14 protein-coding genes are annotated in these 22,476 nt (G+C 71.8%); 5 read left to right on the forward strand and 9 right to left on the reverse strand.

Annotated features, from left to right (window positions below; genetic code table 11):
• Positions 1–311 (forward strand): aldo/keto reductase (locus ACFVYF_RS35085; protein WP_389462021.1); only part of this gene is annotated, 311 nt, incomplete at its 5' end.
• A 75-nt stretch (positions 312–386) separates the two neighbouring features.
• Here ACFVYF_RS35085 and ACFVYF_RS35090 read toward each other — a convergent pair.
• The gene (locus tag ACFVYF_RS35090; RefSeq protein ID WP_389462023.1) at positions 387–977 is read right to left on the reverse strand and encodes a TetR/AcrR family transcriptional regulator; all 591 of its coding nucleotides are present in this window, start codon (positions 975–977) and stop codon (positions 387–389) included.
• A 97-nt stretch (positions 978–1,074) separates the two neighbouring features.
• Between ACFVYF_RS35090 and ACFVYF_RS35095 the strand changes: the two genes are divergently transcribed.
• Both ACFVYF_RS35095 and ACFVYF_RS35100 read left to right on the forward strand, forming a co-directional pair.
• Positions 1,075–2,634 carry an MFS transporter gene (locus ACFVYF_RS35095; protein ID WP_389462024.1) on the forward strand — a complete coding sequence of 520 codons (1,560 nt, stop codon included), beginning with the start codon at positions 1,075–1,077 and terminating at the stop codon, positions 2,632–2,634.
• Positions 2,635–2,950: 316 nt separating this feature from the next.
• Positions 2,951–5,992, forward strand: a complete 3,042-nt coding sequence (locus ACFVYF_RS35100; protein ID WP_389462026.1) for an AAA family ATPase — start codon at positions 2,951–2,953, stop codon at positions 5,990–5,992.
• 102 nt (positions 5,993–6,094) lie between these two features.
• Here ACFVYF_RS35100 and serA read toward each other — a convergent pair whose 3' ends face one another.
• From serA to ACFVYF_RS35130, 6 genes are all read right to left on the reverse strand, one after another.
• Positions 6,095–7,684, reverse strand: coding sequence for a phosphoglycerate dehydrogenase (gene serA, locus ACFVYF_RS35105; protein WP_389462028.1), 1,590 nt, complete (start codon positions 7,682–7,684; stop codon positions 6,095–6,097).
• 250 nt (positions 7,685–7,934) lie between these two features.
• Positions 7,935–8,936, reverse strand: coding sequence for a ketol-acid reductoisomerase (gene ilvC / locus ACFVYF_RS35110; protein ID WP_389462030.1), 1,002 nt, complete (start codon positions 8,934–8,936; stop codon positions 7,935–7,937).
• Between the two features lie 169 nt (positions 8,937–9,105).
• Complete coding sequence (gene ilvN, locus ACFVYF_RS35115) at positions 9,106–9,633, reverse strand: acetolactate synthase small subunit (RefSeq protein ID WP_389462032.1); 528 nt, start codon at positions 9,631–9,633, stop codon at positions 9,106–9,108.
• Between the two features lie 20 nt (positions 9,634–9,653).
• Entirely contained in the window at positions 9,654–11,507 is a 1,854-nt protein-coding gene (locus ACFVYF_RS35120) for an acetolactate synthase large subunit (protein WP_389462034.1), read from the reverse strand.
• Positions 11,508–11,747: 240 nt separating this feature from the next.
• Positions 11,748–14,774 (reverse strand): putative bifunctional diguanylate cyclase/phosphodiesterase, encoded by a 3,027-nt coding sequence (locus ACFVYF_RS35125; protein ID WP_389462036.1) that lies wholly within the window; start codon positions 14,772–14,774, stop codon positions 11,748–11,750.
• 407 nt (positions 14,775–15,181) lie between these two features.
• Positions 15,182–16,123 carry a 2-hydroxyacid dehydrogenase gene (locus ACFVYF_RS35130; RefSeq protein WP_389462038.1) on the reverse strand — a complete coding sequence of 314 codons (942 nt, stop codon included), beginning with the start codon at positions 16,121–16,123 and terminating at the stop codon, positions 15,182–15,184.
• 75 nt (positions 16,124–16,198) lie between these two features.
• Here ACFVYF_RS35130 and ACFVYF_RS35135 point away from each other — a divergent pair, with 75 nt between their 5' ends.
• Both ACFVYF_RS35135 and ACFVYF_RS35140 read left to right on the forward strand, forming a co-directional pair.
• Positions 16,199–17,197 (forward strand): aldo/keto reductase, encoded by a 999-nt coding sequence (locus ACFVYF_RS35135; RefSeq protein ID WP_389462039.1) that lies wholly within the window; start codon positions 16,199–16,201, stop codon positions 17,195–17,197.
• Positions 17,198–17,529: 332 nt separating this feature from the next.
• A complete protein-coding gene (locus ACFVYF_RS35140; RefSeq protein ID WP_389462041.1) occupies positions 17,530–18,678 on the forward strand; it encodes a PQQ-dependent sugar dehydrogenase in 1,149 nt (382 codons plus the stop codon).
• A gap of 19 nt (positions 18,679–18,697) precedes the next feature.
• Here the strand turns inward: ACFVYF_RS35140 and ACFVYF_RS35145 are convergent, their stop codons facing one another.
• The gene (locus ACFVYF_RS35145) at positions 18,698–19,111 is read right to left on the reverse strand and encodes a DUF6191 domain-containing protein (RefSeq protein WP_389462172.1); all 414 of its coding nucleotides are present in this window, start codon (positions 19,109–19,111) and stop codon (positions 18,698–18,700) included.
• A 48-nt stretch (positions 19,112–19,159) separates the two neighbouring features.
• Positions 19,160–22,213 (reverse strand): AAA family ATPase, encoded by a 3,054-nt coding sequence (locus ACFVYF_RS35150; RefSeq protein ID WP_389462043.1) that lies wholly within the window; start codon positions 22,211–22,213, stop codon positions 19,160–19,162.
• Positions 22,214–22,476 lie beyond the last annotated feature (263 nt).

Genomic DNA, 22,476 nt, shown 5'->3' on the forward strand with positions numbered 1-22,476 from the left:
TCTCGGTGGTCGCCGCGGCGCCGTTCAACTCCGGTCTGCTCAGCAGGCCCCGCCCACCCGACAGCGCCACCTTCGACTACGGCCCCGCCCCCGACGCGGTACTGCGCCGCGCCCGGCACCTCGCCGACGTCTGCGCGCCGCACGGCACCGTCCTGCCGCACGCCGCCGTCCGCTTCCCGCTCCGCGACCCGGTCGTCGCCGGCGTCGTGGCGGGCTTTCGCTCCGCCGCCGAGGTCACTTCCGCCGCCCACTGGGCCGCCACCGGCCTGACCGACGCCGCCTGGTCGGACCTCGACGCGGTCATCGGCTGACTACTCGGTCATCGGCTGACCACTCGGTCATGGCTGAACAGGAGGCACGTTCCTTGACGCGCCCCAAGTCCCCGCTCAGTCCGCGGACTTCGCCGACGCCTCGATGACGCGGCGCAGCCCCGTGGTGAGCCGCTCGGCATCGGTGGCGGACTCGGGGTCGAAGGTCCACTGCGCGATGAGCCCCATCATCAGGGTCGTATAGAACTGCCCGACCGTGTCGACCTCCTCCTCGGTGACGTCCTCCTCCCGGCCGCCCATGAACAGCGGGACGAGCCCCCGTGACCCCTCACGCTGGGCACGCGCCAAGTGGTCGCGGACTTCCGGCAGTTGGTCACCCATGGCGACGATCTCCATGCTCAGCCGCCACATCGAGTGGGGCTCACGCATGGTGCTGATGATGTTCGACCAGACCTCCTGAAACCGTTCGAGGGAGCCCGGCGCGGCACCGCTGCTGACGCCCTCGCCGGGGTCGAAGGCGTCGGACAGGCCCTCCACCAGGGAGACGTACGCCTCCGCGACGAGCTTGTCCTTCGATCCGTAGTGGTAGCCGATGGACGCGAGGTTCGTCCCCGACTCCTTCACGATGTCGCGCGCCGTCGTGCGCACGAACCCCTTCTCCAGCAGGCAGCGCTTGGCGCCTTCGAGCAGATCCTCACGGTGTCCCATGCGGGCCAGCGTACCTCCGATCCATACGAACGTCCCAGACGGATGTATTAGACAAGCGTTCTAGACAAGCGTTTAAGACGCTCGTACAGTCCCTGTCATGACGAACTCGACGAGCACTTCCCCCGCACCGGGCGCCCGCGCCGGACGGCGCGAATGGACCGCCCTCGGCGTCCTGATGCTTCCGCTGCTCCTGGTCTCGATGGACGTCTCCGTCCTCTACTTCGCGATCCCCTCGATCAGCGCGGACCTGGAGCCGAGCGGCACCCAGCAGCTGTGGATCTTCGACATCTACGCCTTCGTGCTCGCCGGTCTGCTGATGACGATGGGCTCGCTCGGTGACCGCATCGGCCGCCGCAAGCTGCTCCTGTTCGGCGCCGCCGCCTTCGGGACCGCCTCGGTCCTCGCCGCGTACGCGAACAGCCCGGAGACCCTGATCGCGGCCCGCGCCCTCCTCGGCATCGGCGGCGCGACCCTGATGCCGTCGACGATGGCGATCATCCGCACGATGTTCACGGACCCCGGCCAGCGGGTGAAGGCGATCGGCCTGTGGTCCGGCGTGATGACCGGCGGCATCGCGCTCGGCTCGGTGATGAGCGGTGTCCTCGTCGAGTACTTCTGGTGGGGCTCGGTCTTCCTGGTCAACCTGCCCGCGATGGTGCTGCTGCTGGTCCTCGGCCCGATCCTGCTCCCCGAGTCCAGGAACCCCGAGCCCGGCCGCTTCGACTTCCTGAGCGTGCCGCTGTCGATGGCCGCCGTACTGCCCGTGATCTACGGCGTCAAGGAGATCCCGTCCGAGGGCTGGAAGCCGGTGTACGTCGTCTCGATCAACGTCGGCCTGCTCTTCGCCGCCCTCTTCGTCCACCGGCAGCGCACCGCCGAGTCCCCGCTGATCTCCCCCGCCCTCTTCCGCGGCCGCGGCTTCGCGCCGGCCGTCGTCCTCAACCTCATCTCCTCGTTCGCGATGATGGGTTCGGCGTACTTCACCACCCAGTACCTCCAGTCCGTGCTCGGCATGAGCTCGATGAAGGCCGCGTTGTGGGGGCTGCTGCCGACGGTCCTGGTCGGCGTCGCGGCCCCGGTCGCCGCGCAGCTGGTGCAGAAGGGCGTGCACCGCGCCCACGTGGTCACCGGCGGCTTCGTCGTCGCCGCCTGCGGCTACGGGCTGCTCGCCCTCGCCGGTACGGACTCGCTGTGGCTGGTCCTCGCCGGCGCGGGTGTCCTCGCCGCCGGAATCGTCAGCGTGATGTCCCAGATGATGGACCTGGCCCTGGGCACGGTCCCGATCGGCAACGCGGGTTCGGCCTCCGCCCTGCTGGAGACGGGCGCGGAGTTCGGCGGCGCGCTGGGCATGGCCGTCCTCGGTTCCATCGGCACGGCCGTCTACCACCACGAGATCCCCTCGGGCGTACCGGCCGCGGCCCACGAGACCCTGGGCGGCGCACTGGCCGTGGCCGGTCAGCTGCCGGACCGCACCGGCGACGCCCTCGCCACGGCCGCCCGGGACGCCTTCACCAGCGGAATGAACGCGGCGGCGATCGCGGGCGCGATCCTCCTGCTCGCCGCGGCAGGCCTCGCGACGGCAACCCTGCGGAAGGTGCACGTACGGGAGCCCGAGTCCGAGCCCACGGCCCCCGAGCCGGCCGAGGCCCTCGTGTGACGAGCCCCGCGCCGCCCTGCGGGAACCTCGACCGGGCTGGACACTCCAGCCCGGCCACGAGGATTTCAGCCCCGGCCGAGAACGTCTCAGCCCGTCCGGCGCTTGAGGACGAGGCCGTCCAGGCCGATCCGACGACGCCCGGGCCGACCAGAACCTTCCAGCCCCGGCCGAGAACGTCTCAGCCCGTCCGGCACTTGAGGACGAGGCCGTCCAGGCCGATCGGGGGGCTGGGGGCGGAGCCCCCAGGTGGGCACACCGAGGCCCCCAGGTGGGCACCCCAAAACGCAGGGGTGCCGTGTCAGCTCCGCATGCCAGGATGGGTCCCGTGTCACAGACCTTCGGTACGCCGTTCATCGGCCGGGCAGACGAACTGGCCCGGCTGACCGGCGTGCTGACCCGCGCCCACCAGGGCGACCCCCGCGCCGTCCTGGTCGCGGGAGACGCCGGCGTCGGCAAGACCCGCACCCTGGCGGAAGCCGCCGCGCACGCCACGGACACCGGCATGACCGTCCTCACCGGCCACTGCGTCGACCTCGGCGACGTCGGCCTGCCGTATCTGCCGTTCACCGAGATCCTCGGCCTGCTCGCCGCGGACGAGCGGTTCGCAGCCGCCCTCTCCGCGCACCCCGCGGTCGACCGGCTGCTCGGCAGCGGAGCGGACGGCGGCTCGGACGCGGGCGGCCGGCTGCGCCTGTTCGAGGGGATGGCCGGTCTGCTGGCCGACGCAGCCGAGGTCACCCCCCTGCTGCTGGTCCTGGAGGACCTGCACTGGGCGGACCAGTCCTCCCGTGATCTGCTGCGTTTCCTGCTCAGCCGCGGGGTGTTGCAGTCCTCCCAGGCGCTCGGTCCGGCCCGCGCGAGCGGGACGCCCACGGCGGCCGGCGCCCCCGCCCGAAGAGGCGGCCCACCCCGCCTGGCGATCTTCGCCTCGTATCGGGCGGACGATCTCCACCGCCGTCACCCGCTACGCCCGCTGCTCGCCGAGCTGGTCCGGCTGCCCGCCGTCGACCGCCTGGAGCTGCGCCCGATGGCCGACGCGGAGGTGGCGCGCCTGGTGCGCGCCCTCCACACCGACCCCGTGCCCGACACCACGGTCCGCCGTATCGTCGAGCGCGCCGAGGGCAACGCGTTCTACGCGGAGGAGCTGCTCGCCGCCACCGCCGACGCCGTACCGGGTGAGCCCGGCCTCGAGGGCAGTGCCGTGCCCAGCGGTCTGGCCGACGTGCTCCTGATCCGCTTCGAGCAGTTGTCCGCCACCGCCCAGCAGGTGCTGCGGACCGCCGCGGTGGCCGGCCGCCGCGTCGAGCACGAGTTGCTGCGCGACGCCGTCCAACTGCCGGAGGACGAGCTGGAGTCGGCACTGCGCGAGGCCGTCGGCAGACAGCTCCTCGTCCCCGCCGAGGGCGGCACGTACACCTTCCGGCACGCCCTCACCCGTGAGGCCGTCTACGCCGATCTGCTGCCCGGTGAGCGGGTCCGGCTGCACCGTTCCTTCGCCGGGCTGCTCGCCGGTCGCGGCCGGCCGGCCGAGAGCGCGGAGCGCGCGCACCACTCCCGGGAGAGCCACGACCTGGCCGACGCGCTCACGGCCTCGCTCGAAGCGGCCGACCACGCGGCCCGGGTCGGCGCCCCCGCCGAGGAGTTGCGGCACCTGGAGGCCGCCCTCGACCTGTGGCCCGCGGTCGCGCCCGAGGAGCGGCCCCAGGAGGGCCTGGACACGGTGACGCTCACCCTGCGTGCCTCCGGCGCGGCCGCGCACGCCGGCGAGTCCCACCGAGCGGTCTCCCTGACCCGGGCGGCACTCGCCCGGGCGGGCTCGGACGCGGACTCCGAGCTGGCCGCCCGCGTCCGCTACACCCTCGCGGGCAACCTGATGCGCGTCGACAGCCTGAAGGCGGCGTTCACCTACAGCAGCGAGGCGCTCGCCATGATCCCCGCCGAACCGCCGTCGCGTACATGGGTGTGGGCCGCCGCCACCCACGTCATGGCGGCGCGGTACATGGGCCACGATCAGGACGCCCAGCGCGTCGCCCGCCAGGCTCTGGTCGTCGCCGAGGAGCTGCAACTCCATGACGCCCAGGCCGACTTGATCATCTCCCTGGTCGGTCTGGAGGGCCGCAACCGACGGGCCGCGGAAGGCCGCACCCGGCTGCGCGAGGCCCGCGAGCTGGCCCGGAGCGCGGGCAACGCCTCCATCGAGATGCGCGCGCTCTTCAACCTCGCCATCGGGTGTTACGAATCCGGTGAGCTGGACGAGTGCCTGACCTGGCTCTCCGACGGACTCGACCGTGCGGGCCGCGCCCGCGCCCTCGCCTCGCCGTACGCGCTGGAGCTGCGCTACCTCCAGACCCTGGTCCTCTACACCCTGGGCCGCTGGGACGAGTGCGCCCGGGCGGCCGCCCGCGACGCCGATCAGCTGCCCGCGGCCGCCGGCTTCGCGACCGGTCCCGCGCTGTACGTCGCACAGGCGCGCGGCGACCAGGGGGCCGCCGACCGGGCCCGGGCCCTCATCGCCGGCCCCTTCGACTGGATGGCCACGCTCGTCGCGTCCATCGTGCTGACCGACGCCGACGCGCTCCGGGGCGATGCCGAAGCGGCCGTCGCACGGGTGCGTTCGACGGTCGCGACCCTGACCGACGAGGCGGGCATCAACCACCCCGATGTCGGAGTGCGCCTGGCCGCGCTCGCCCTGGCGGCGGTCGCGGACCGGGCCGAGGAGCTGCGCCGGGCCGGAGACACAGCAGGCACCCGCCACTGGACGGAGACGGCGACGGAGCTGGTCGAGCTGGCCCGCGTCACGGCGACGAAGGGCGAGGACGGTTCCCAGCAGGGTCCCGAGGGTCTCGCGTGGCTCGCCCGCGCCGAGGCCGAGTGGGCCCGCGCGCGCTCCGGCCCGGACGTCGGGGCCTGGGAGAAGGCGGTCGCCGCGTTCGCGTACGGCGATCCGTACGAGCTGGCCCGCTGCCGACGCCGGCTCGCGGAGGCGCTGCTGACGGCGGACCGGCGCGAGGACGCCGCCGAACAGGCCCGCGCGGCCCACGACACGGCCGCCCGCCTCGGCGCCGTACCCCTGCGCGAGGACGTGGAGACGCTCATCCGGCGGGGCCGCCTCGCCCCGGCCCCCGCGTCCGCGCACGACACAGCGTCCCTGACCTCCAGGGAGAACGATGTGCTGCGTCTCCTCGCCCGCGGCCGCACCAACCGCCAGATCGGCGAGGAGCTGTTCATCAGCGGCAAGACGGCCAGCGTCCACGTCTCCAACATCCTCGCCAAGCTGGGTGCCGCAGGCCGCACGGAGGCCGTGGCCATCGCCTACCGACAGGGCCTGATCGAGCCGGAGTCGGCCCCTTCTCCGTAAGCGCGCTCGCCACAAAGGCGTCCCCGTAAGCCCGCCCACCACACGGCGAAGGGCCGGACCACCCGAAGGTGACCCGGCCCTGGACCAGCCGTAGGGCGAACCTCAGACGAGGTTGACCGACCGCGCCGACGTGGCGCCGATCTCGTCGGCGACCTCGGTGAGGACGGCCTGCGGGACCGTGTCGTCGACGGTGAGCACCGCGAGGGCCTCGCCGCCGACGGCCGCACGGGCGACCTGCATGCCCGCGATGTTGATGCCCGCCTCGCCGAAGATCCGGCCGACGGTGCCGACGACACCGGGACGGTCCTCGTAGCGCAGCACCACCATGTGGTCGGCGAGCGCGAGGTCCACGTCGTACTCACCGACGGCGACGATCTTCTGCAGGTGCTTGGGGCCGGCGAGCGTGCCGGAGACCGAGACCTCCTGGCCGTCGCTCAGCGTGCCGCGCACGGTGACGACGTTGCGGTGGTCGGGCGACTCGGAGCTGGTCGTCAGCCGCACCTCGACACCTCGCTCCTGCGCGAACAGGGGGGCGTTGACGTACGACACCGTCTCGTCGACGACGTCCTCGAACACGCCCTTGAGCGCGGAGAGTTCGAGCACCTTGACGTCGTGCTGGGTGATCTCGCCGTACACCTCGACGTCGAGACGGACCGCGACCTCGCCCGCGAGGGCGGTGAAGATGCGGCCGAGGCGCTCGGCGAGCGGCAGGCCGGGCTTGACGTCCTCGGCGATGACGCCGCCCTGGACGTTCACCGCGTCGGGGACCAGCTCGCCGGCGAGCGCGAGGCGCACCGAGCGGGCGACGGCGATACCGGCCTTCTCCTGGGCCTCGTCCGTGGAGGCGCCGAGGTGCGGGGTGCAGACGACCTGGTCGAGCTCGAAGAGCGGGGAGTCCGTGCAGGGCTCCTTCGAGTACACGTCGAGGCCGGCGCCGGCGACGCGGCCCTCCTTGAGCGCCGAGTACAGCGCGACCTCGTCGACGATCCCGCCACGCGCGGCGTTGACGATCCGCACCGACGGCTTGACCTTGTGCAGCGCCTCGTCCCCGATGAGACCGAGGGTCTCGGGGGTCTTGGGCAGGTGCACCGTGATGAAGTCGGAGACTTCCAGCAGCTCGTCCAGCGTCAGGACCTTCACACCCATCTGCGCGGCCCGGGCAGGCTGGACGTAGGGGTCGTAGGCGACGACCTTCATGCCGAACGCCGACATGCGCTGAGCGACCAGCGCGCCGATACGGCCGAGGCCGACCACACCGAGGGTCTTCTCGGCCAGCTCGACACCCGTGTACTTGCTGCGCTTCCACTCGCCGTTCTTCAGCGCGGTGTTGGCCTGCGGGATGTGGCGCGCGGTGGCGAGCAGCAGACCGCAGGCCAGCTCGGCCGCGGTCACGATGTTCGACGTGGGGGCGTTGACGACCATGACGCCGGCCTTGGTGGCGGCGGAGACGTCCACGTTGTCCAGGCCGACGCCGGCTCGTGCGACGACCTTCAGCTTCTTCGCGGCCGCGACGGCCTCGGCGTCGACCTTGGTGGCCGAGCGGATCAGGATCGCGTCGACGTCGGCGATCGCGGGCAGCAGCTCGGCGCGGTCCGCGCCGTTGCAGTGCCGGATCTCGAAGTCGGGGCCCAGGGCGTCGACAGTGGCGGGCGACAGCTCTTCAGCGATGAGTACGACAGGTTTCGAGCTCACGTGAGTCCTCACAAGTCCATTGCGGACGGCCGTCCCGACGGCCGCAGGCGGTGGAGGGTAGCCGCGTGGAAGACGCACGACGCTGTGGGCCCGACGCGTATGTAGTACGGCAGTGTAGTGGCGCCGCGGAGGTCGTCTTACGCCTCTGCGGAAGGATCACCCGGACGTGGCTGGCCTCAATGGACAACACCGTTACCCCGGGTCAGCCCAGGGGGCCGAAGCGGCTTGCTCCGGCCCCTGGGCGTACGGCTTACGCCTCTTCGTTGTCGACCCACGACATGAGCTTGCGGAGCTCCTTGCCGGTGGTCTCCAGGAGGGACTGCTCGTCCTGGGTCTTGTACTCGTTGTACTTCTTCAGACCGCCGTGGTACTCGGCCATCCACTCACGGGCGAACGTCCCGTCCTGGATCTCCGCGAGGACCTTCTTCATCTCCGCCTTGGTGGCGTCGGTGATGATCCGCGGGCCGGTGACGTAGTCGCCCCACTCCGCGGTCTCGGAGACGGACCAGCGCATCTTCTCCAGGCCGCCCTCGTACATCAGGTCGACGATCAGCTTCAGCTCGTGGAGGCACTCGAAGTACGCGATCTCCGGCTGGTAGCCCGCCTCGGTCAGCGTCTCGAAACCCGCCTTGACCAACGCCGCCGTACCACCACAGAGAACGGCCTGCTCACCGAACAGGTCGGTCTCGGTCTCCTCGGTGAACGTCGTCTTGATGACACCGGCCCGCGTGCCGCCGATGCCCTTCGCGTACGACAGCGCCAGCGGGAACGCGCTGCCGGTCGCGTCCTGCTCGACCGCCGCGATGCACGGCACACCACGGCCCTCCTCGTACTGGCGGCGCACCAGGTGACCCGGGCCCTTCGGGGCGACCATGCAGACGTCGATACCGGCCGGCGGCTTGATGAAGTCGAAGCGGATGTTCAGGCCGTGACCGAAGAACAGCGCGTCACCGTCCTTGAGGTTGTCCTTGATGGACTCCTCGTAGACCTGGGCCTGGATCGGGTCCGGCACCAGGATCATGATGACGTCGGCCTCGGCGGCGGCCTCGGACGGGCTCACCACGCGCAGGCCCTGCTCCTCGGCCTTCGCCTTGGACTTGGAGCCCTCGTGCAGACCGACGCGGACGTCGACGCCGGAGTCGCGCAGCGACAGCGCGTGGGCGTGGCCCTGGCTGCCGTAGCCGATGACCGCGACCTTGCGGCCCTGGATGATGGACAGGTCGGCGTCAGCGTCGTAGAACAGCTCGGCCACTGGGATATCTCCTTGGTGTGCAGGTGTTGCGTCCCACCGTACGGCGGGCGGGGGAAGGGACGTTCTCGGGTCTCGGTATCCGGGCGGCGGGCGATCGTCCGCCGCCCGGCTCAGGACCGTTCCGACTGGTGCCGGCCGGCCCATGGCCGGCCGCGCACCGGTCGAGGGCTTACGCGGACCGGTCGAGCGCGCGCAGCGAACGGTCGGTGATCGACCGCGCGCCGCGGCCGACCGCGATCGTGCCGGACTGGACGAGCTCCTTGATACCGAACGGCTCCAGCATCTTGAGCATGGCCTCCAGCTTGTCGCTGCCTCCGGTCGCCTCGATCGTGACGGCCTCCGGGGAGACGTCCACGGTCTTGGCGCGGAAGAGCTGGACGATCTCGACGATCTGGGAGCGCGTCTCGTTGTCGGCGCGCACCTTCACCAGAACGAGTTCACGCTGAACGGCGGCGGCGGGCTCCAGCTCGACGATCTTCAGCACATTGACGAGCTTGTTGAGCTGTTTGGTCACCTGTTCGAGCGGCAGTGCCTCGATCACGTTCACCACGATGGTGATCCGGGAGATGTCGGGGTGCTCGGTGACACCGACGGCGAGCGAGTCGATGTTGAAGCCGCGCCGGGAGAACAGGGCGGTGATCCGGGCGAGGACACCGGGCTTGTTCTCGACGAGGACGGAGAGGGTGTGCTTGCTCATGGGTCTGACTCGGCTCTCTCTCAGTCGTCTTCGTTGTCGCCGAAGTCGGGGCGGACGTCCCGGGCGGCCAGGATTTCGTCGTTCGAGGTACCGGCGGCGACCATCGGCCACACCATTGCGTCCTCGTGGACGATGAAGTCCACCACGACCGGGCGGTCGTTGATGGAGTTCGCCTCCTCGATCGCCTTGTCGAGGTCGTCCGGGGACTCGCAGCGGATCGCGTAGCAGCCCATGGCCTCCGACAGCTTCACGAAGTCGGGGACGCGGGTGCCGGCGCTGGGTTCCTTGCCGCTCGCCCCGGGGCCCGAGTGCAGCACGGTGTTGGAGTACCGCTGGTTGTAGAAGAGGGTCTGCCACTGGCGGACCATCCCGAGGGCGCCGTTGTTGATGATGGCGACCTTGATCGGGATGTTGTTCAGGGCGCAGGTGGTGAGCTCCTGGTTGGTCATCTGGAAGCAGCCGTCGCCGTCCACCGCCCAGACCGTCCGGTCCGGCTGACCGGCCTTGGCGCCCATCGCGGCCGGGACCGCGTAGCCCATCGTCCCGGCGCCACCGGAGTTCAGCCAGGTGGCGGGCTTCTCGTACTGGATGTAGTGCGCGGCCCACATCTGGTGCTGGCCGACGCCCGCCGCGAAGATCGTGCCCTCCGGGGCGAGCTGGCCGATGCGCTCGATGACCTGCTGCGGGGAGAGCGAGCCGTTGTCGGGCTGCTCGTAGCCGAGCGGGTACGTCTCGCGCCAGCGGTTCAGGTCCTTCCACCAGGCGGTGTAGTCGCCCCGGTGGCCCTCGCTGTGCTCCTTCTGCACGGCCTGGACCAGGTCGGCGATGACCTCGCGGGCGTCGCCGACGATCGGCACGTCGGCGACGCGGTTCTTACCGATCTCGGCCGGGTCGATGTCCGCGTGGACGATCTTGGCGAACGGGGCGAAGCTGTCCAGCTTGCCGGTGACGCGGTCGTCGAAGCGGGCTCCGAGGGCGACGATCAGGTCGGCCTTCTGCAGCGCGGTGACGGCGGTGACCGCACCGTGCATGCCCGGCATTCCCACGTGCAGCTTGTGGCTGTCGGGGAATGCGCCGAGCGCCATCAGGGTGGTGGTGACGGGCGCTCCGGTGAGTTCTGCGAGGACCTTCAGTTCGGCGGTGGCCTTGGCCTTCAGGACGCCGCCACCGACGTAGAGGACGGGCCGCTTGGCCTGGGTGATCAGCCTGGCGGCCTCGCGGATCTGCTTGGCGTGCGGCTTGGTCACCGGGCGGTAGCCGGGCAGGTCCTGGGTGGGCGGCCAGCTGAAGACGGTCTGCGCCTGGAGGGCGTCCTTGGCGATGTCGACCAGGACCGGGCCGGGGCGGCCGGTGGAGGCGATGTGGAAGGCCTCCGCGATCGTCTTCGGGATGTCCTCGGCCTTGGTCACCAGGAAGTTGTGCTTGGTGATCGGCATCGTGATGCCGACGATGTCCGCCTCCTGGAAGGCGTCGGTGCCGATCGCCTTGGAGGCGACCTGACCGGTGATCGCCACCAGCGGCACGGAGTCCATGTGCGCGTCGGCGATCGGGGTCACCAGGTTGGTGGCGCCGGGTCCTGACGTCGCCATGCAGACGCCGACCCTGCCGGTGGCCTGCGCGTAACCGGTGGCCGCGTGCCCCGCGCCCTGCTCATGACGGACGAGCACGTGACGCACTCGCGTCGAGTCCATCAGCGGGTCGTACGCCGGAAGAATCGCACCGCCGGGAATGCCGAATACCGTGTCGGCCCCGACCTCCTCGAGAGAACGGATGAGGGACTTCGCACCCGTGACGTGCTCGGGAGCGGACTGTCCTCCGGAACGGGGCCGCGGATGCGGATGGTGGGCCCCGGTGGCCTGCTCGGTCATCGGCATTCTCTTCTCGATGCTGAGGGTTTTTGCGAGGTTTGTACGGTGTTCGGTTGCTGCTCGACAGGCACCTGTGCAACAAAAAACCCCTCGTGCCGTGAGGCAAGCGAGGGGAGCGCGCCGGGTGCGGGTCGCTGGGTGTTCCGGATCGTCCTCCGGTGTGCCCCAGCTTCAGCCGACGCGCTTTCCAAGTACGAGAATTCGGGTGCGCATGGCATTGACCCTCCCCCCGGCACGCCATGACTGTCAAGTGGGTGGGACGGGAGTCTCATTATGTGAGCGGAGGGCCGTACCGCCTCCATAAACAGCGGGCACACCACTCGTGTATACCCCTGCGCCGCCACCCGCGAAAGCGGGCTCGACCGGTCCGTGCGGCACCGGAAAGTGGCCGGAAGACAGCGCCCGGCGCAGCCGGTACTCGTCGAGTGGTCCGGAGAAGGCCATGCCCTGGCCGTGTGTGCAGCTCATCGCGCGCAGGGCGATGACCTGCTCGGGGAGGTCCACCCCGTCGGCCACGGACTGCAGCCCGAGGTCGGAGGCGATCCGCAGCAGCCCGCTGGTGATCTTGTGCAGCCGCGCGGACTCGACGACGCCCTCGACCAGGCCCCGGTCGAGTTTCAGTACGTCGATCGGAAGCCGGCGCAGCGCCGTTATGGCCGCATAGCCGCTGCCGAAGCCGTCCAGGGCGATGCGGACACCGAGCCGCCGCAGCGCGTTCAGCCGGCGCTCCAGCTCGTCCAGGGAGACCCGTGGGTCGATGTCGGACAGCTCGATGATCAGAGCGCCCGAGGCGAGCCCGTGCCTGGTCAGCAGGGCCTCCACGGAGCTGAGAGGCGTCGAGCGGTCGATCAGCCGACGGCCGCTCAGCCGGACGCTGACGGGCACGCACAGACCGGTGGCGGTGCGCTCGGCGGCCTGCTGGACGGCCTGCTCCAGCATCCAGCGGCCCAGCTCCGCCGTGCGGTCGTTGTCCTCGGCCACCCGCAGGAACTCGGCGGGAGTGAAGAGCACCCCTTGGGAGGAGCGCCAGCGCGCCTGGGCGCTGACCGATGCGATCCGGCCGTTCTCCAGTGACACCACCGGCTGGTGCAGCAGCGCGAACTCGCCGTCGTGGAGCGCCGCACGCAGCCGTGTCGCCAGCTCCGCCTTGCGTACGACGTCCTGCTGCATCTGTGGCGCGTACAGCTCGACGCGGCCCTTGCCCGCCCCCTTGGCGCGGTACATGGCGAGGTCGGCGTTGCGCTGCAATTCACCTGCCCCGAGGCCCGGTTCGGCGAAGGCGACACCGATGGACGCGGCGACGCGGACATCGTTGCCGTCGATGGCGTACGGCTGCGAGAGGGTGACCCTGAGCCGGTCGGCGAGCTCCGTGATGTGGCGCTCGCGCGCGGTGCGGTCACGGGTGCCGTCGCCGACGATGAGGGCCGCGAACTCGTCGCCGCCGAGCCGGGCGGCGGTGTCGCCCTGCCGCACGGAGCCCTGGAGTCTGCGCGCGGCCTGGACGAGGAGCTCGTCGCCGGCCTGGTGCCCGATCGTGTCGTTGACGGCCTTGAAGCCGTCGAGGTCGATGAAGAGGACGGCGGTGCCGCGGTCGCTGGAGCGGCGGCCGGACAGCGCCTGCTGGACCCGCTTGGTGAACAGCGCCCGGTTGGGCAGGTCGGTGAGCGGGTCGTGCTCTGCGTTGTGCTGCAACTGCGCCTGCAGTCGCACCCGTTCGGTCACGTCACGGCTGTTGAAGATGAGACCGCCGTGGTGCCGGTTGACGGTGGACTCCACGTTGAGCCAGCCGCCGTCGCCGGACTTGAAGCGGCACTCGATACGGGTGGTGGGCTCCTCGGTGTGGCTGGCGGCCAGGAACCGGCGCACCTCGTGCACCACGCAGCCGAGGTCCTCCGGGTGGATCAGCGAGGCCAGTTCGGAGCCGACGAGGTCCTCGGCGGGCCGGCCGTAGACCCCGGCGGCGGCCGGACTCACGTACCGGAGGATGCCGTTGGGCGCGGCGATCATGATGACGTCGCTGGAGCCCTGCACCAGGGAGCGGAAGTGGTTCTCCTTCTGGGCCAGCTCCTGGGTGAGGGTGATGTTGTCGAGCAGCATGATGCCCTGGCGCACGACGAGGGCGAGCACGACGGTGCCGCCGGTGATCAGCACCACGCGGTCGACGCTGTGGCCGTTGAGCACGTTGTAGAGGATCCCCAGCGTGCAGACGGCGGCGGCCAGATAGGGCGTGAGCGCGGCCAGCGAGCCGGTGATGGGCCGGGTGGCCGGATACCGGCTGTGATCACCTCCCTGCACGGGCCCGGGCAGGGGCGTGTGCCCCTGCGGGGGCCGGGTTCCGCCGGGCTGCCCGGTCCGGCGCGGGCCGGGCGGCGGCTGTCCGGGAAGGTGCTCGTGCACCACGCGCGTGTGCCCCTCGCCGTCCGGGTGCCCGCCGCCGCCGACCCAGGGGGCGTAGGCGAGCAGGAGGGATCCGGCGAACCAGCCCGCGTCGAGGAGCTGCCCCGAGCGGTAGTTGTTGTGCAGCAGGGGCGAGGTGAACAGGGCGTCGCACATCACGGTCAGGGCTAGCGCGCCGATCGCGGTGTTGACCGCGGAACGGTTCACCGCCGAGCGCCTGAAATGCAGCGCGAGCACCATGCTGACCAGGGCGATGTCCAGCAGCGGGTACGCGAGCGAGAGCGCGGTGTGCGCGACGCTCGGTCCGTCGAACCTCGCCGCCTGGGCGAGCGCGAGGCTCCACGACAGCGTGAGCAGCGAACCGCCGATCAGCCAGGCGTCCAGGGCCAGGCAGACCCAACCCGCCTTCGTCACCGGGCGCTTGGCGAGCACGAGGAGTCCCACGATGGCGGGTGGCGCGAAGCACAGGAAGAACAGGTCCGCGTAACTGGGACTGGGCACGGGGATCCCGAGCACGACCTCGTACCACCCCCAGACCAGATTGCCCAGCGCCGCCATCGCGGAGGACAGCGAGAACAGCAGCCACGCGGGTCGAAAGCGAATACGCCGGCTACGGGCGTAGAGGAAACAGGAGACCGCCGCGGTGGCCGCGGCGGCGCTCAGCCCGAAGTCGCCCATGACGAGGGCGACCCTCGCGGAGCCCCAGCCGAGCGCGGAACCGACGGCGTATCCCGCGCACACCAGGGCCAGTACGAGTTGGGAACCCAGGCCCACCCCGCCGCCCGGACCCGGTCGTTGGGCCAGCAGCGCCCCCAGGACCCGCTGCATCCGAAGCGCTCCGCTGAGGACGGTGGGGGGAGAGGGCGGGGAACTCACCGGGCCCACCCGGTCCGTGCCGCTGCCGGGTCCCGCTGGTCCCGGTGCGCCGGATGTGTGTGCTTCCGGCGGCCACTGTGCCTGCGGTGATGGTGATGGCCACTGTGACTGTGGCTGTGGCCGCGTCTGCGCGTCGTCGCACACCAGGGTCGCCGTCGGCGGCCCCGCCGCGTCGGATCGTTCGTCCATAGGCCGTGCATCGCCCGTCGCCCCCCTCGCAGTCTGATGTCCATCCCCGGCGCCGAACGGTGCACGGCGCAGCCCCTGTCGGGACGATACACCAGTCTCGTCACTCAGGGACATAGTTCCTCTACGCTCCGTAACGACCAGCGGGAATGCCCGAACTGCCCGCGTCCGGGGGGCTGCGGAGCGTGCGCGAGGCGGACGGGGAGTGAACGGGACGGGGCTTACGCGCCGGTGGTGAGCACCACGTTGTCCAGCGGCTCCCCGCGCGCGAAACGGTTCAACTGCGCCACCAGGAGCCGCTTGGCGCGCGGCCGGAACGCGGAGGTGGGACCGCCGACGTGCGGGCTGATGAGTGCACCCGGCGCGTGCCACAACGGGTGCCCCGGGGGCAGCGGTTCGGGGTCGGTGACATCGAGGGCCGCGGTGATCCGGCCCGTGTCCAGCTCGGCCAGGAGCGCCTTGGTGTCCACGACGGGACCGCGGGAGACGTTCACGAGGAGGGCGCCGTCCTTCATGCGCCCGAGGAAGTCGGCGTTCACCAGGCCGCGCGTGCTCTCGGTGAGGGGCGTGGACAGGATGACGACGTCCGCTTCGGGCAGCAGGGCGGGCAGTTCGGTGAGCGGATGCACGGGCCCGCGCTCCGTGGTGCGCGCGGAGCGCGCGACGCGCGCCACCCGCGCGAGCTCGAACGGCGCGAGCCGGTCCTCGATGGCGGACCCGATCGACCCGTAGCCCACGATGAGGACGCACTTGTCGGCGAGCGCGGGACGGAACCCCGACCGCCACTCCTCCTTGTCCTGTCCGCGTACGAAGTCGGGGATGCCGCGCAGCGACGCGAGGATCAGAGCCAGGGTGAGCTCGCCGGTGCTCGCCTCGTGCACCCCGCGCGCATTGCACAGGCGCACCCCCGGGCGCAGGTACCTGAGACCGGGCTCGACGTGGTCGATGCCCGCGGACAGGGTCTGCAGTGCTTGCACGGACGTCATCCCGGGCAGCGGCCGTACGGCGACGTCGGGGCCTTTCATGTACGGCACCACGTAGAAGGCACAGTCGGCCGGGTCCGCGGGAAAGTCCTGGTCGCCGTCCCAGAAGAGGTAGTTGAGGCCCTCCGGGAGGCCCTCGATGTCGTCTGCGTCGAACGGAAGCCACACATCGGAAGTCATGGCCAGGAGGCTATGCGAAGGCCGTGGTGACGCATTGGTTAGGTTGGGGCGCCAGGAGAGGGAGGGTTCGGCCAGGTGGAGCGCAGGACGATCGGTGCGGCGACGCTCGATGTGGGGGCCGTCGGACTGGGGTGCATGCCGATGAGCTGGGCGTACACCGGTTCGCGGCAGCGGGGCGACGAGTCGCTGCGGACCGTGCACCGGGCCCTCGAGATGGGCTCGTCGCTGCTCGACACGGCGGACATGTACGGGCCCTTCACCAATGAGCTGCTGGTGGGGCGGGCCCTGAAGGAGCGGCGCTCGCAGGCGTTCGTGTCGACCAAGGTGGGCCTGCTGGTCGGCGAGCAGCACATCGTGGCCAACGGCCGTCCCGGCTATGTGAAGCGGGCCTGCGACGCGTCCCTGCGCCGGCTCCAGACCGAGGTGATCGACCTCTATCAACTGCATCGCGCGGACCCGGAGGTCCCGGTGGAGGAGACCTGGGGCGCGATGGCGGACTTGGTGTCGGCGGGGAAGGTGCGGGCGCTGGGACTGTGCGCGGTGGGCGCGCGGACGCCCCGCCGGCCGGGGGCGCGGCTGCACGACGGCACCATCCGGCAGCTGGAGCGGGTGCAGCAGGTCTTCCCCGTGAGCGCGGTCGAGGCCGAGCTGTCGGTGTGGTCGCCGCACGCCCTGGACGCGCTGCTGCCGTGGTGCGCGGCGCGCGGGGTGGGCTTCCTGGCCGCGATGCCGCTCGGCAACGGCTACCTGACCGGGACGCTCACTCCCGGCGAGGGCTTCGAGCCGGACGACCTGCGCGCGCGCCACCCCCGCTTCACGGCCGAGATGATGGCCGCGAACCAGCCGATCGTGGCCGGGCTGCGCCGTATCGCCGCGCGCCACGGCGACCAGGTGACACCCGCGCAGGTGGCCCTGGCGTGGGTGCTGGCGCAGGGCCCGCACGTGGTGCCGATACCGGGGGCCAAGCGGGAGCGATGGGTCACGGAGAACGCGGCGGCCGCCGCCCTGCGGCTGACGCCGGAGGACCTGGCGGAGGCGGCACGGCTGCCCGGGGCACGGCGGTCGTGGGACTGAACGGAGTCCGACGGCCGGAGGTGGCGCGGGTCCGGGGACTGAACGGAGTCCGATGGCCGCAGGCGACGCGGGGGGCCGGGGACTGAACGGAGTCCCACGGCCAGGAGGCGGCGCCAGGGTCCGGGGACTGAACGGAGTCCCACGGCCGGGAGGCGGCGCCAGGGTCCGGGCACTGAACGGAGTCCCACGGCCGGGAGGCGGCGCCAGGGTCCGGGCACTGAACGGAGTTCCGGCGCATCGGCTGCCGGTGATCGGGAACCTGTGAGGCGCGAGCGGTGTATGAACAGTAGGACCGCCGCGTCGAAGGGACCTTGATCGTGCAACGTCGAGCTGTGACGGCCGTCTTGGCCACGGCCGCGCTCATGCTGACAGCCGGCTGCTCCTCCGGCGACGGAGGAGAGCCGGCCGGCGCCACGAGCGCATCATCGAGGGGTACGAGCCCGGGCTCGTCGCCCTCCGGACAGAAGCAAGACGACATCCCGCCCGCCAAGGGCTCGGTGAAGGTCGTGCGCACGGTCACCGAGGACCTGAAGTCCCCCTGGGGCCTGGCCCCGCTGCCCGACGGCGGCCTCCTCGTCTCCTCCCGCGACGAGGGGACGATCACCCGGGTCGACGAGAAGACCGGCAAGAAGACCGAGCTGGGCGAGGTGCCCGGGGTGGCGCCCGCCGGCGAGGGCGGCCTGATGGGCCTCGCCCTCTCCCCCACGTACGCCTCGGACCACATGATCTACGCGTACTTCACGACGGCGTCCGACAACCGCATCGCCCGCATGCTGTACGAGGAGCAGAAGCCGCCGGGCGAGCAACTGGGCGCTCCGGACACGGTCTTCAAGGGCATCCCCAAGGGCGTCATCCACAACGGCGGCCGGATCGCCTTCGGCCCCGACAAGATGCTGTACGCGGGCACGGGCGAGACGGGTGACCGGGGTCTGGCCCAGGACAAGAAGTCACTGGGCGGCAAGATCCTGCGGATGACCCCGGACGGCGAGCCGGCACCCGGCAACCCCTTCGGCGACTCGGTCGTCTACTCGTACGGCCATCGCAACGTCCAGGGCCTCGCCTGGGACGACAAGCAGCGTCTGTGGGCGTCCGAGTTCGGCCAGGACACCTGGGACGAGCTGAACGTGATCGGCCCCGGCGACAATGACGGCTGGCCGGACGCCGAGGGCAAGAGCGACGGCGGCAAGTTCAAGAACCCGGTGGCCCAGTGGCACACCGACGAGGCGTCCCCGAGCGGCATCGCCTACGCGGAGGGCTCGATCTGGATGGCGGGCCTGCGCGGCACCCGCCTGTGGCGCATCCCCCTGGACGGCACCAAGGCCTCGGCCGCCCCTCAGTCCTTCCTCAAGGGTGAGTACGGCCGGCTGCGCACGGTGGTCTCCGCCGGCGGGAACAAGCTCTGGCTGGTGACGAGCGAGACGGACGGCCGGGGATCCCCGGGGAAGGGGGACGACCGGATCCTGGAGCTGGAGGTGACGTAGGCGCTGAGCGCCGAGGACGTCAGGGCTGGTCCGCCCGGTCCTCGGCACCGGCTTCCGGGGCGGCCGCGTCCTGGTCCGCAGCGTCACAGTCCTGGGAGGCCGTGTCCTCGTCCGCAGCGCCACTTTCCGTTGCGGCGGACGGGTCCTCGTCCGCAGCGCCACTTTCCGGGGTGGCCGGGTCCTCGTCCGCAGCGCCACTTTCCGGGGTGGCCGGGTCCTCGTCCGCAGCGCCACTTTCCGTTGCGGCGGACGGGTCCTCGTCCGCGGCGGCTGCCTGTTCCTGCGTCGGCAGTCGTACGACGACCTTGCCCGAGGTCAGGTCGATGGGCCCGCGGCCCGGGTCCCCGTCGTTGAGGTCGACGCGCGTCAGCTCGAGCCGCTTGCGCTCGTCGTTGGTGTGCTTGCGTCCCGGTGCGAACAGCTCCTCGAACATGTTGAACACGGCGCCTCCCTCGGCCCGGGATCACTGACAGCGTAAGCCTCAGCCCATCGCATGGGCAGCGGGTGTCTCCGGCGGGAACAGCCGCAGCCGGTGCGCCAGCGCCGCCGCCTCTCCCCGGCCGGAGACGCCCAGCTTGGCGAGGATGTTCGAGACGTGGACGCTGGCTGTCTTCGGCGAGATGAAGAGCGTTTCGGCGATCTGGCGGTTGCTGCGGCCGGCGGCGACGAGCCGCAGGACGTCGCGCTCGCGGCTGGTCAAGCCGAGCGACTCGACGGCGTCGGCGGGGGCCGGGGCGGATGCCGTGGAGGCGTGGCCGAGGGTGAGGCGGGCGCGCTGGGCGAGCAGGGCGACGGCGTCGCCGAGCGGCCGGGCGCCCAGGTGGTCGGCGGCCGCCCGGGCCAGCCGGAGCAGTTCGGTGGCGCGGGCCCGGGCGTCGTCGTCCGCACCGGAGACGAGCAGGGACTCGGCCAGGCGCAGCCGGACCCGCCCGAGGTCGTAGGGGCGCTCCAGAGGTTCGACGGCGGTCACGACAGCGCACCATTCGCCCGGGGTCGACACGCCTTCGGCGCGGCCCAGTTCGGCGCGCACCCACTTCTCGTACGCGCGCCAGACGGGTGCGCCGGTGGGCAGGGACTTGGCGGCCGTGCGGATGCGCTCGACGGTGTCCGCGCGGCCCGGTTCGGCGACGGGCAGCCCGCGGGCGTCGGCCTCCGCGGCGGCCGACGCGAGGAGCAGCGGCCAGCCGTAGCGCTGGGTGCCGGGCGGGAAGCCGCTGTCCAGCGCCTCGCGCAGCGCGGTGCGGGCGTCGAGGAGGCGGCCCTCCCCCGCGGCGACACCGATGGCGATGCGCAGCAGGGGCAGCGAGTGCTGGGACACCGGGTCATGGGTGCCGAAGTACGTGCGGGCGGCCGCGAGCCGGCGGGCGGTCTCGGCCAGGTCCCCACGGGCGAGGGCGATGTGGGCGAGGCGGGTGGAGCCGCCGCCGCGGGGCTTGGCGCTCTGCCCGGTGGTGTGCGCGTTCAGCGCGGCCTCGGTCGCCTCGTCCCAGCGGCCCAGGGAGTAGAGCGACTCGGAGAGGTTGGTCCACACCCAGGCCTCGGAGTCCAGCAGGCCCATCTTCTGGGTGAGTTCGATGCCCTCCCGCAGCACCTCGGCCGCCTCCTTGGAGCGGCCGACGCCCTCCAGGACCGACGGCAGGTTCACATGGCTGCGGCCCACTACGGCGGCCACACCCCGTTCGACCACCCGGTCCCTGGCCTCGAACATCTCGGCCAGACCCGGCTCGGTGTCCCCCGCGTCCACCATCAGCGCGCCGAGGGTGAGCCGGGCGTTCAGTTCGATGTCGTCGGCGCCCACCATGCGCGCGTACTCGACGGCACGCTGGGCGTCGGAGAGCGCCTCGGGGCCGGGCTCGCGCAGCATGGACCAGGCGGCGACCATGGCGAGGACCTCGGCGTGCACCTCGGAGGGCGGCAGTCCCCGGACCAGCTCCTGGGCGGTGGCGAGCTCCTTCCAGCCGTCGCCGCGGGCCTGTGCCTGGACGAGCCGGGAGCGCTGGACCCAGAACCAGGCCGCGCGCAGGGGGTCTTCCTCTTCCGCCAGGAGCCGCAGCGCCCGCTTGGTGATCTTCATGGCGCGTTCGCGCTCCCCGCACAGCCGGCCGGCGACGGCGGCCTCGGCCATCAGGTCGAGATAGCGCAGCGGTGTGGTGGCCGGGTCGCAGCCGCAGGGCGGATACACCTCGGTGTAGTCGACGGGGCGCAGTGCGGTGCGGACGGCGTCGGGGGCGACGTCCCACAGCTCCATCGCCCGTTCCAGAAGCCGCAGTTGCTCGGAGTAGGCGTGCCGGCAGCGGGCCTCCACGGAGGCGTCGAGGACGGCGGGCAGGGCCTTGGCGGCGTCATGGGCGTGGTACCAGTAGGTGGCCAGGCGGGTGGCGCGCTCATCGGCCGGTACGAGGGCCGGGTCGGCTTCCAGGGCCTCGGCGTACCGGCGGTTGAGGCGGGAGCGCTCGCCGGGCAGCAGGTCGTCGCTGACCGCCTCGCGGACCAGGGAGTGGCGGAAGCGGTAGCCGTCGCCGCGGGGTGCGGCGAGCAGGATGTTGGCGCCGACGGCGGCTCGCAGGGCCTCGATGAGGTCGTCCTCGGTGAGCCGGGCGACGGCGGCGAGCAGCGCGTACTCGACGGTGGAGCCGCCCTCCGCGACGATCCGGGCGACCCGCTGGGCGTCCTCGGGCAGCCCCTCGACGCGGACGAGGAGCAGATCGCGGAGCGAGTCGGTGAGACCGCTGCAGCAGCCGTCGTCGGACGCGACGGCGAGTTCCTCGACGAAGAAGGCGTTGCCGTCGGAGCGTTCGAAGATCTCGTCGACCCGGGCCGGGTCGGGCTCGTGGGCGAGGATTCCGGCTATCTGGCGGCCGACCTCGGTGCGGTTGAAGCGGCCCAGTTCGATGCGGCGGACCGTGCGGAGCCGGTCGAGTTCGGCGAGCAGGGGGCGCAGCGGGTGGCGGCGGTGGATGTCGTCGGCGCGGTAGGTGGCGACGACGACGAGACGGCCGCTGCGCAGGGTGCGGAAGAGATAGGCGAGCAGATGGCGGGTGGAGGCGTCCGCCCAGTGCAGGTCCTCGAGGGCGACGACGACCGTGCGGTCGGCCGCGATGCGTTCCAGGAGACGGGCGGTGAGCTCGAAGAGACGGGCCATGCCGTCCTCGTCGGGCCGCCGGCCCCGGGAGGCCTCGCCGAGTTCGGGCAGCAGCCGGGCCAGTTCGTGCTCCTGTCCGGCGGCCGCGGCGGCGAGCTCCGCGGGCAGTTCGCGGTGCAGGGCGCGCAGGGCGGTGGAGAACGGGGCGAAGGGGAGCCCGTCGGCGCCGATCTCGACGCAGCCGCCGAGTGCGACGACGGCACCCTCGCGGCAGGCCGCGTGCGCGAACTCCTCGATCAGCCGGGTCTTGCCGACGCCGGCCTCCCCGCCGAGCAGCAACGCCTGCGGCTCGCCCGCGGCGGCACGGGCGAGCGCGTTGTTCAGTGCCTTCAATTCGTCGGCCCGGCCGACGAACACCGGGCTGACGGACCTGGTCTCCACAGCGCCGAGCATCGCACAGGGGTCCGACAGTGCGGCATTGGTTATCGGCAGGACGCCGCCCGGACGGGATGCCCGTACGACGCCCGCAGCCGCCGTGGGCACGGCAGTCGGGCGGGCTTCACGCGCCTCGGGAACACCCGCGGTGCCCCGCGCCGAAGTGGCCGAAGTGGCCGAAGCCGCCAGGGAAACGGCGTGCGAAGTGGACGTGGGGCCCGCGGCGCGCGGAGCTGCCGGGCCCACCGAAACTAGGGGGTGAATTCGGCCGCCCCCCCGGC

This window comes from Streptomyces sp. NPDC058274 (genome assembly GCF_042881375.1).
GTDB lineage: Bacteria > Actinomycetota > Actinomycetes > Streptomycetales > Streptomycetaceae > Streptomyces.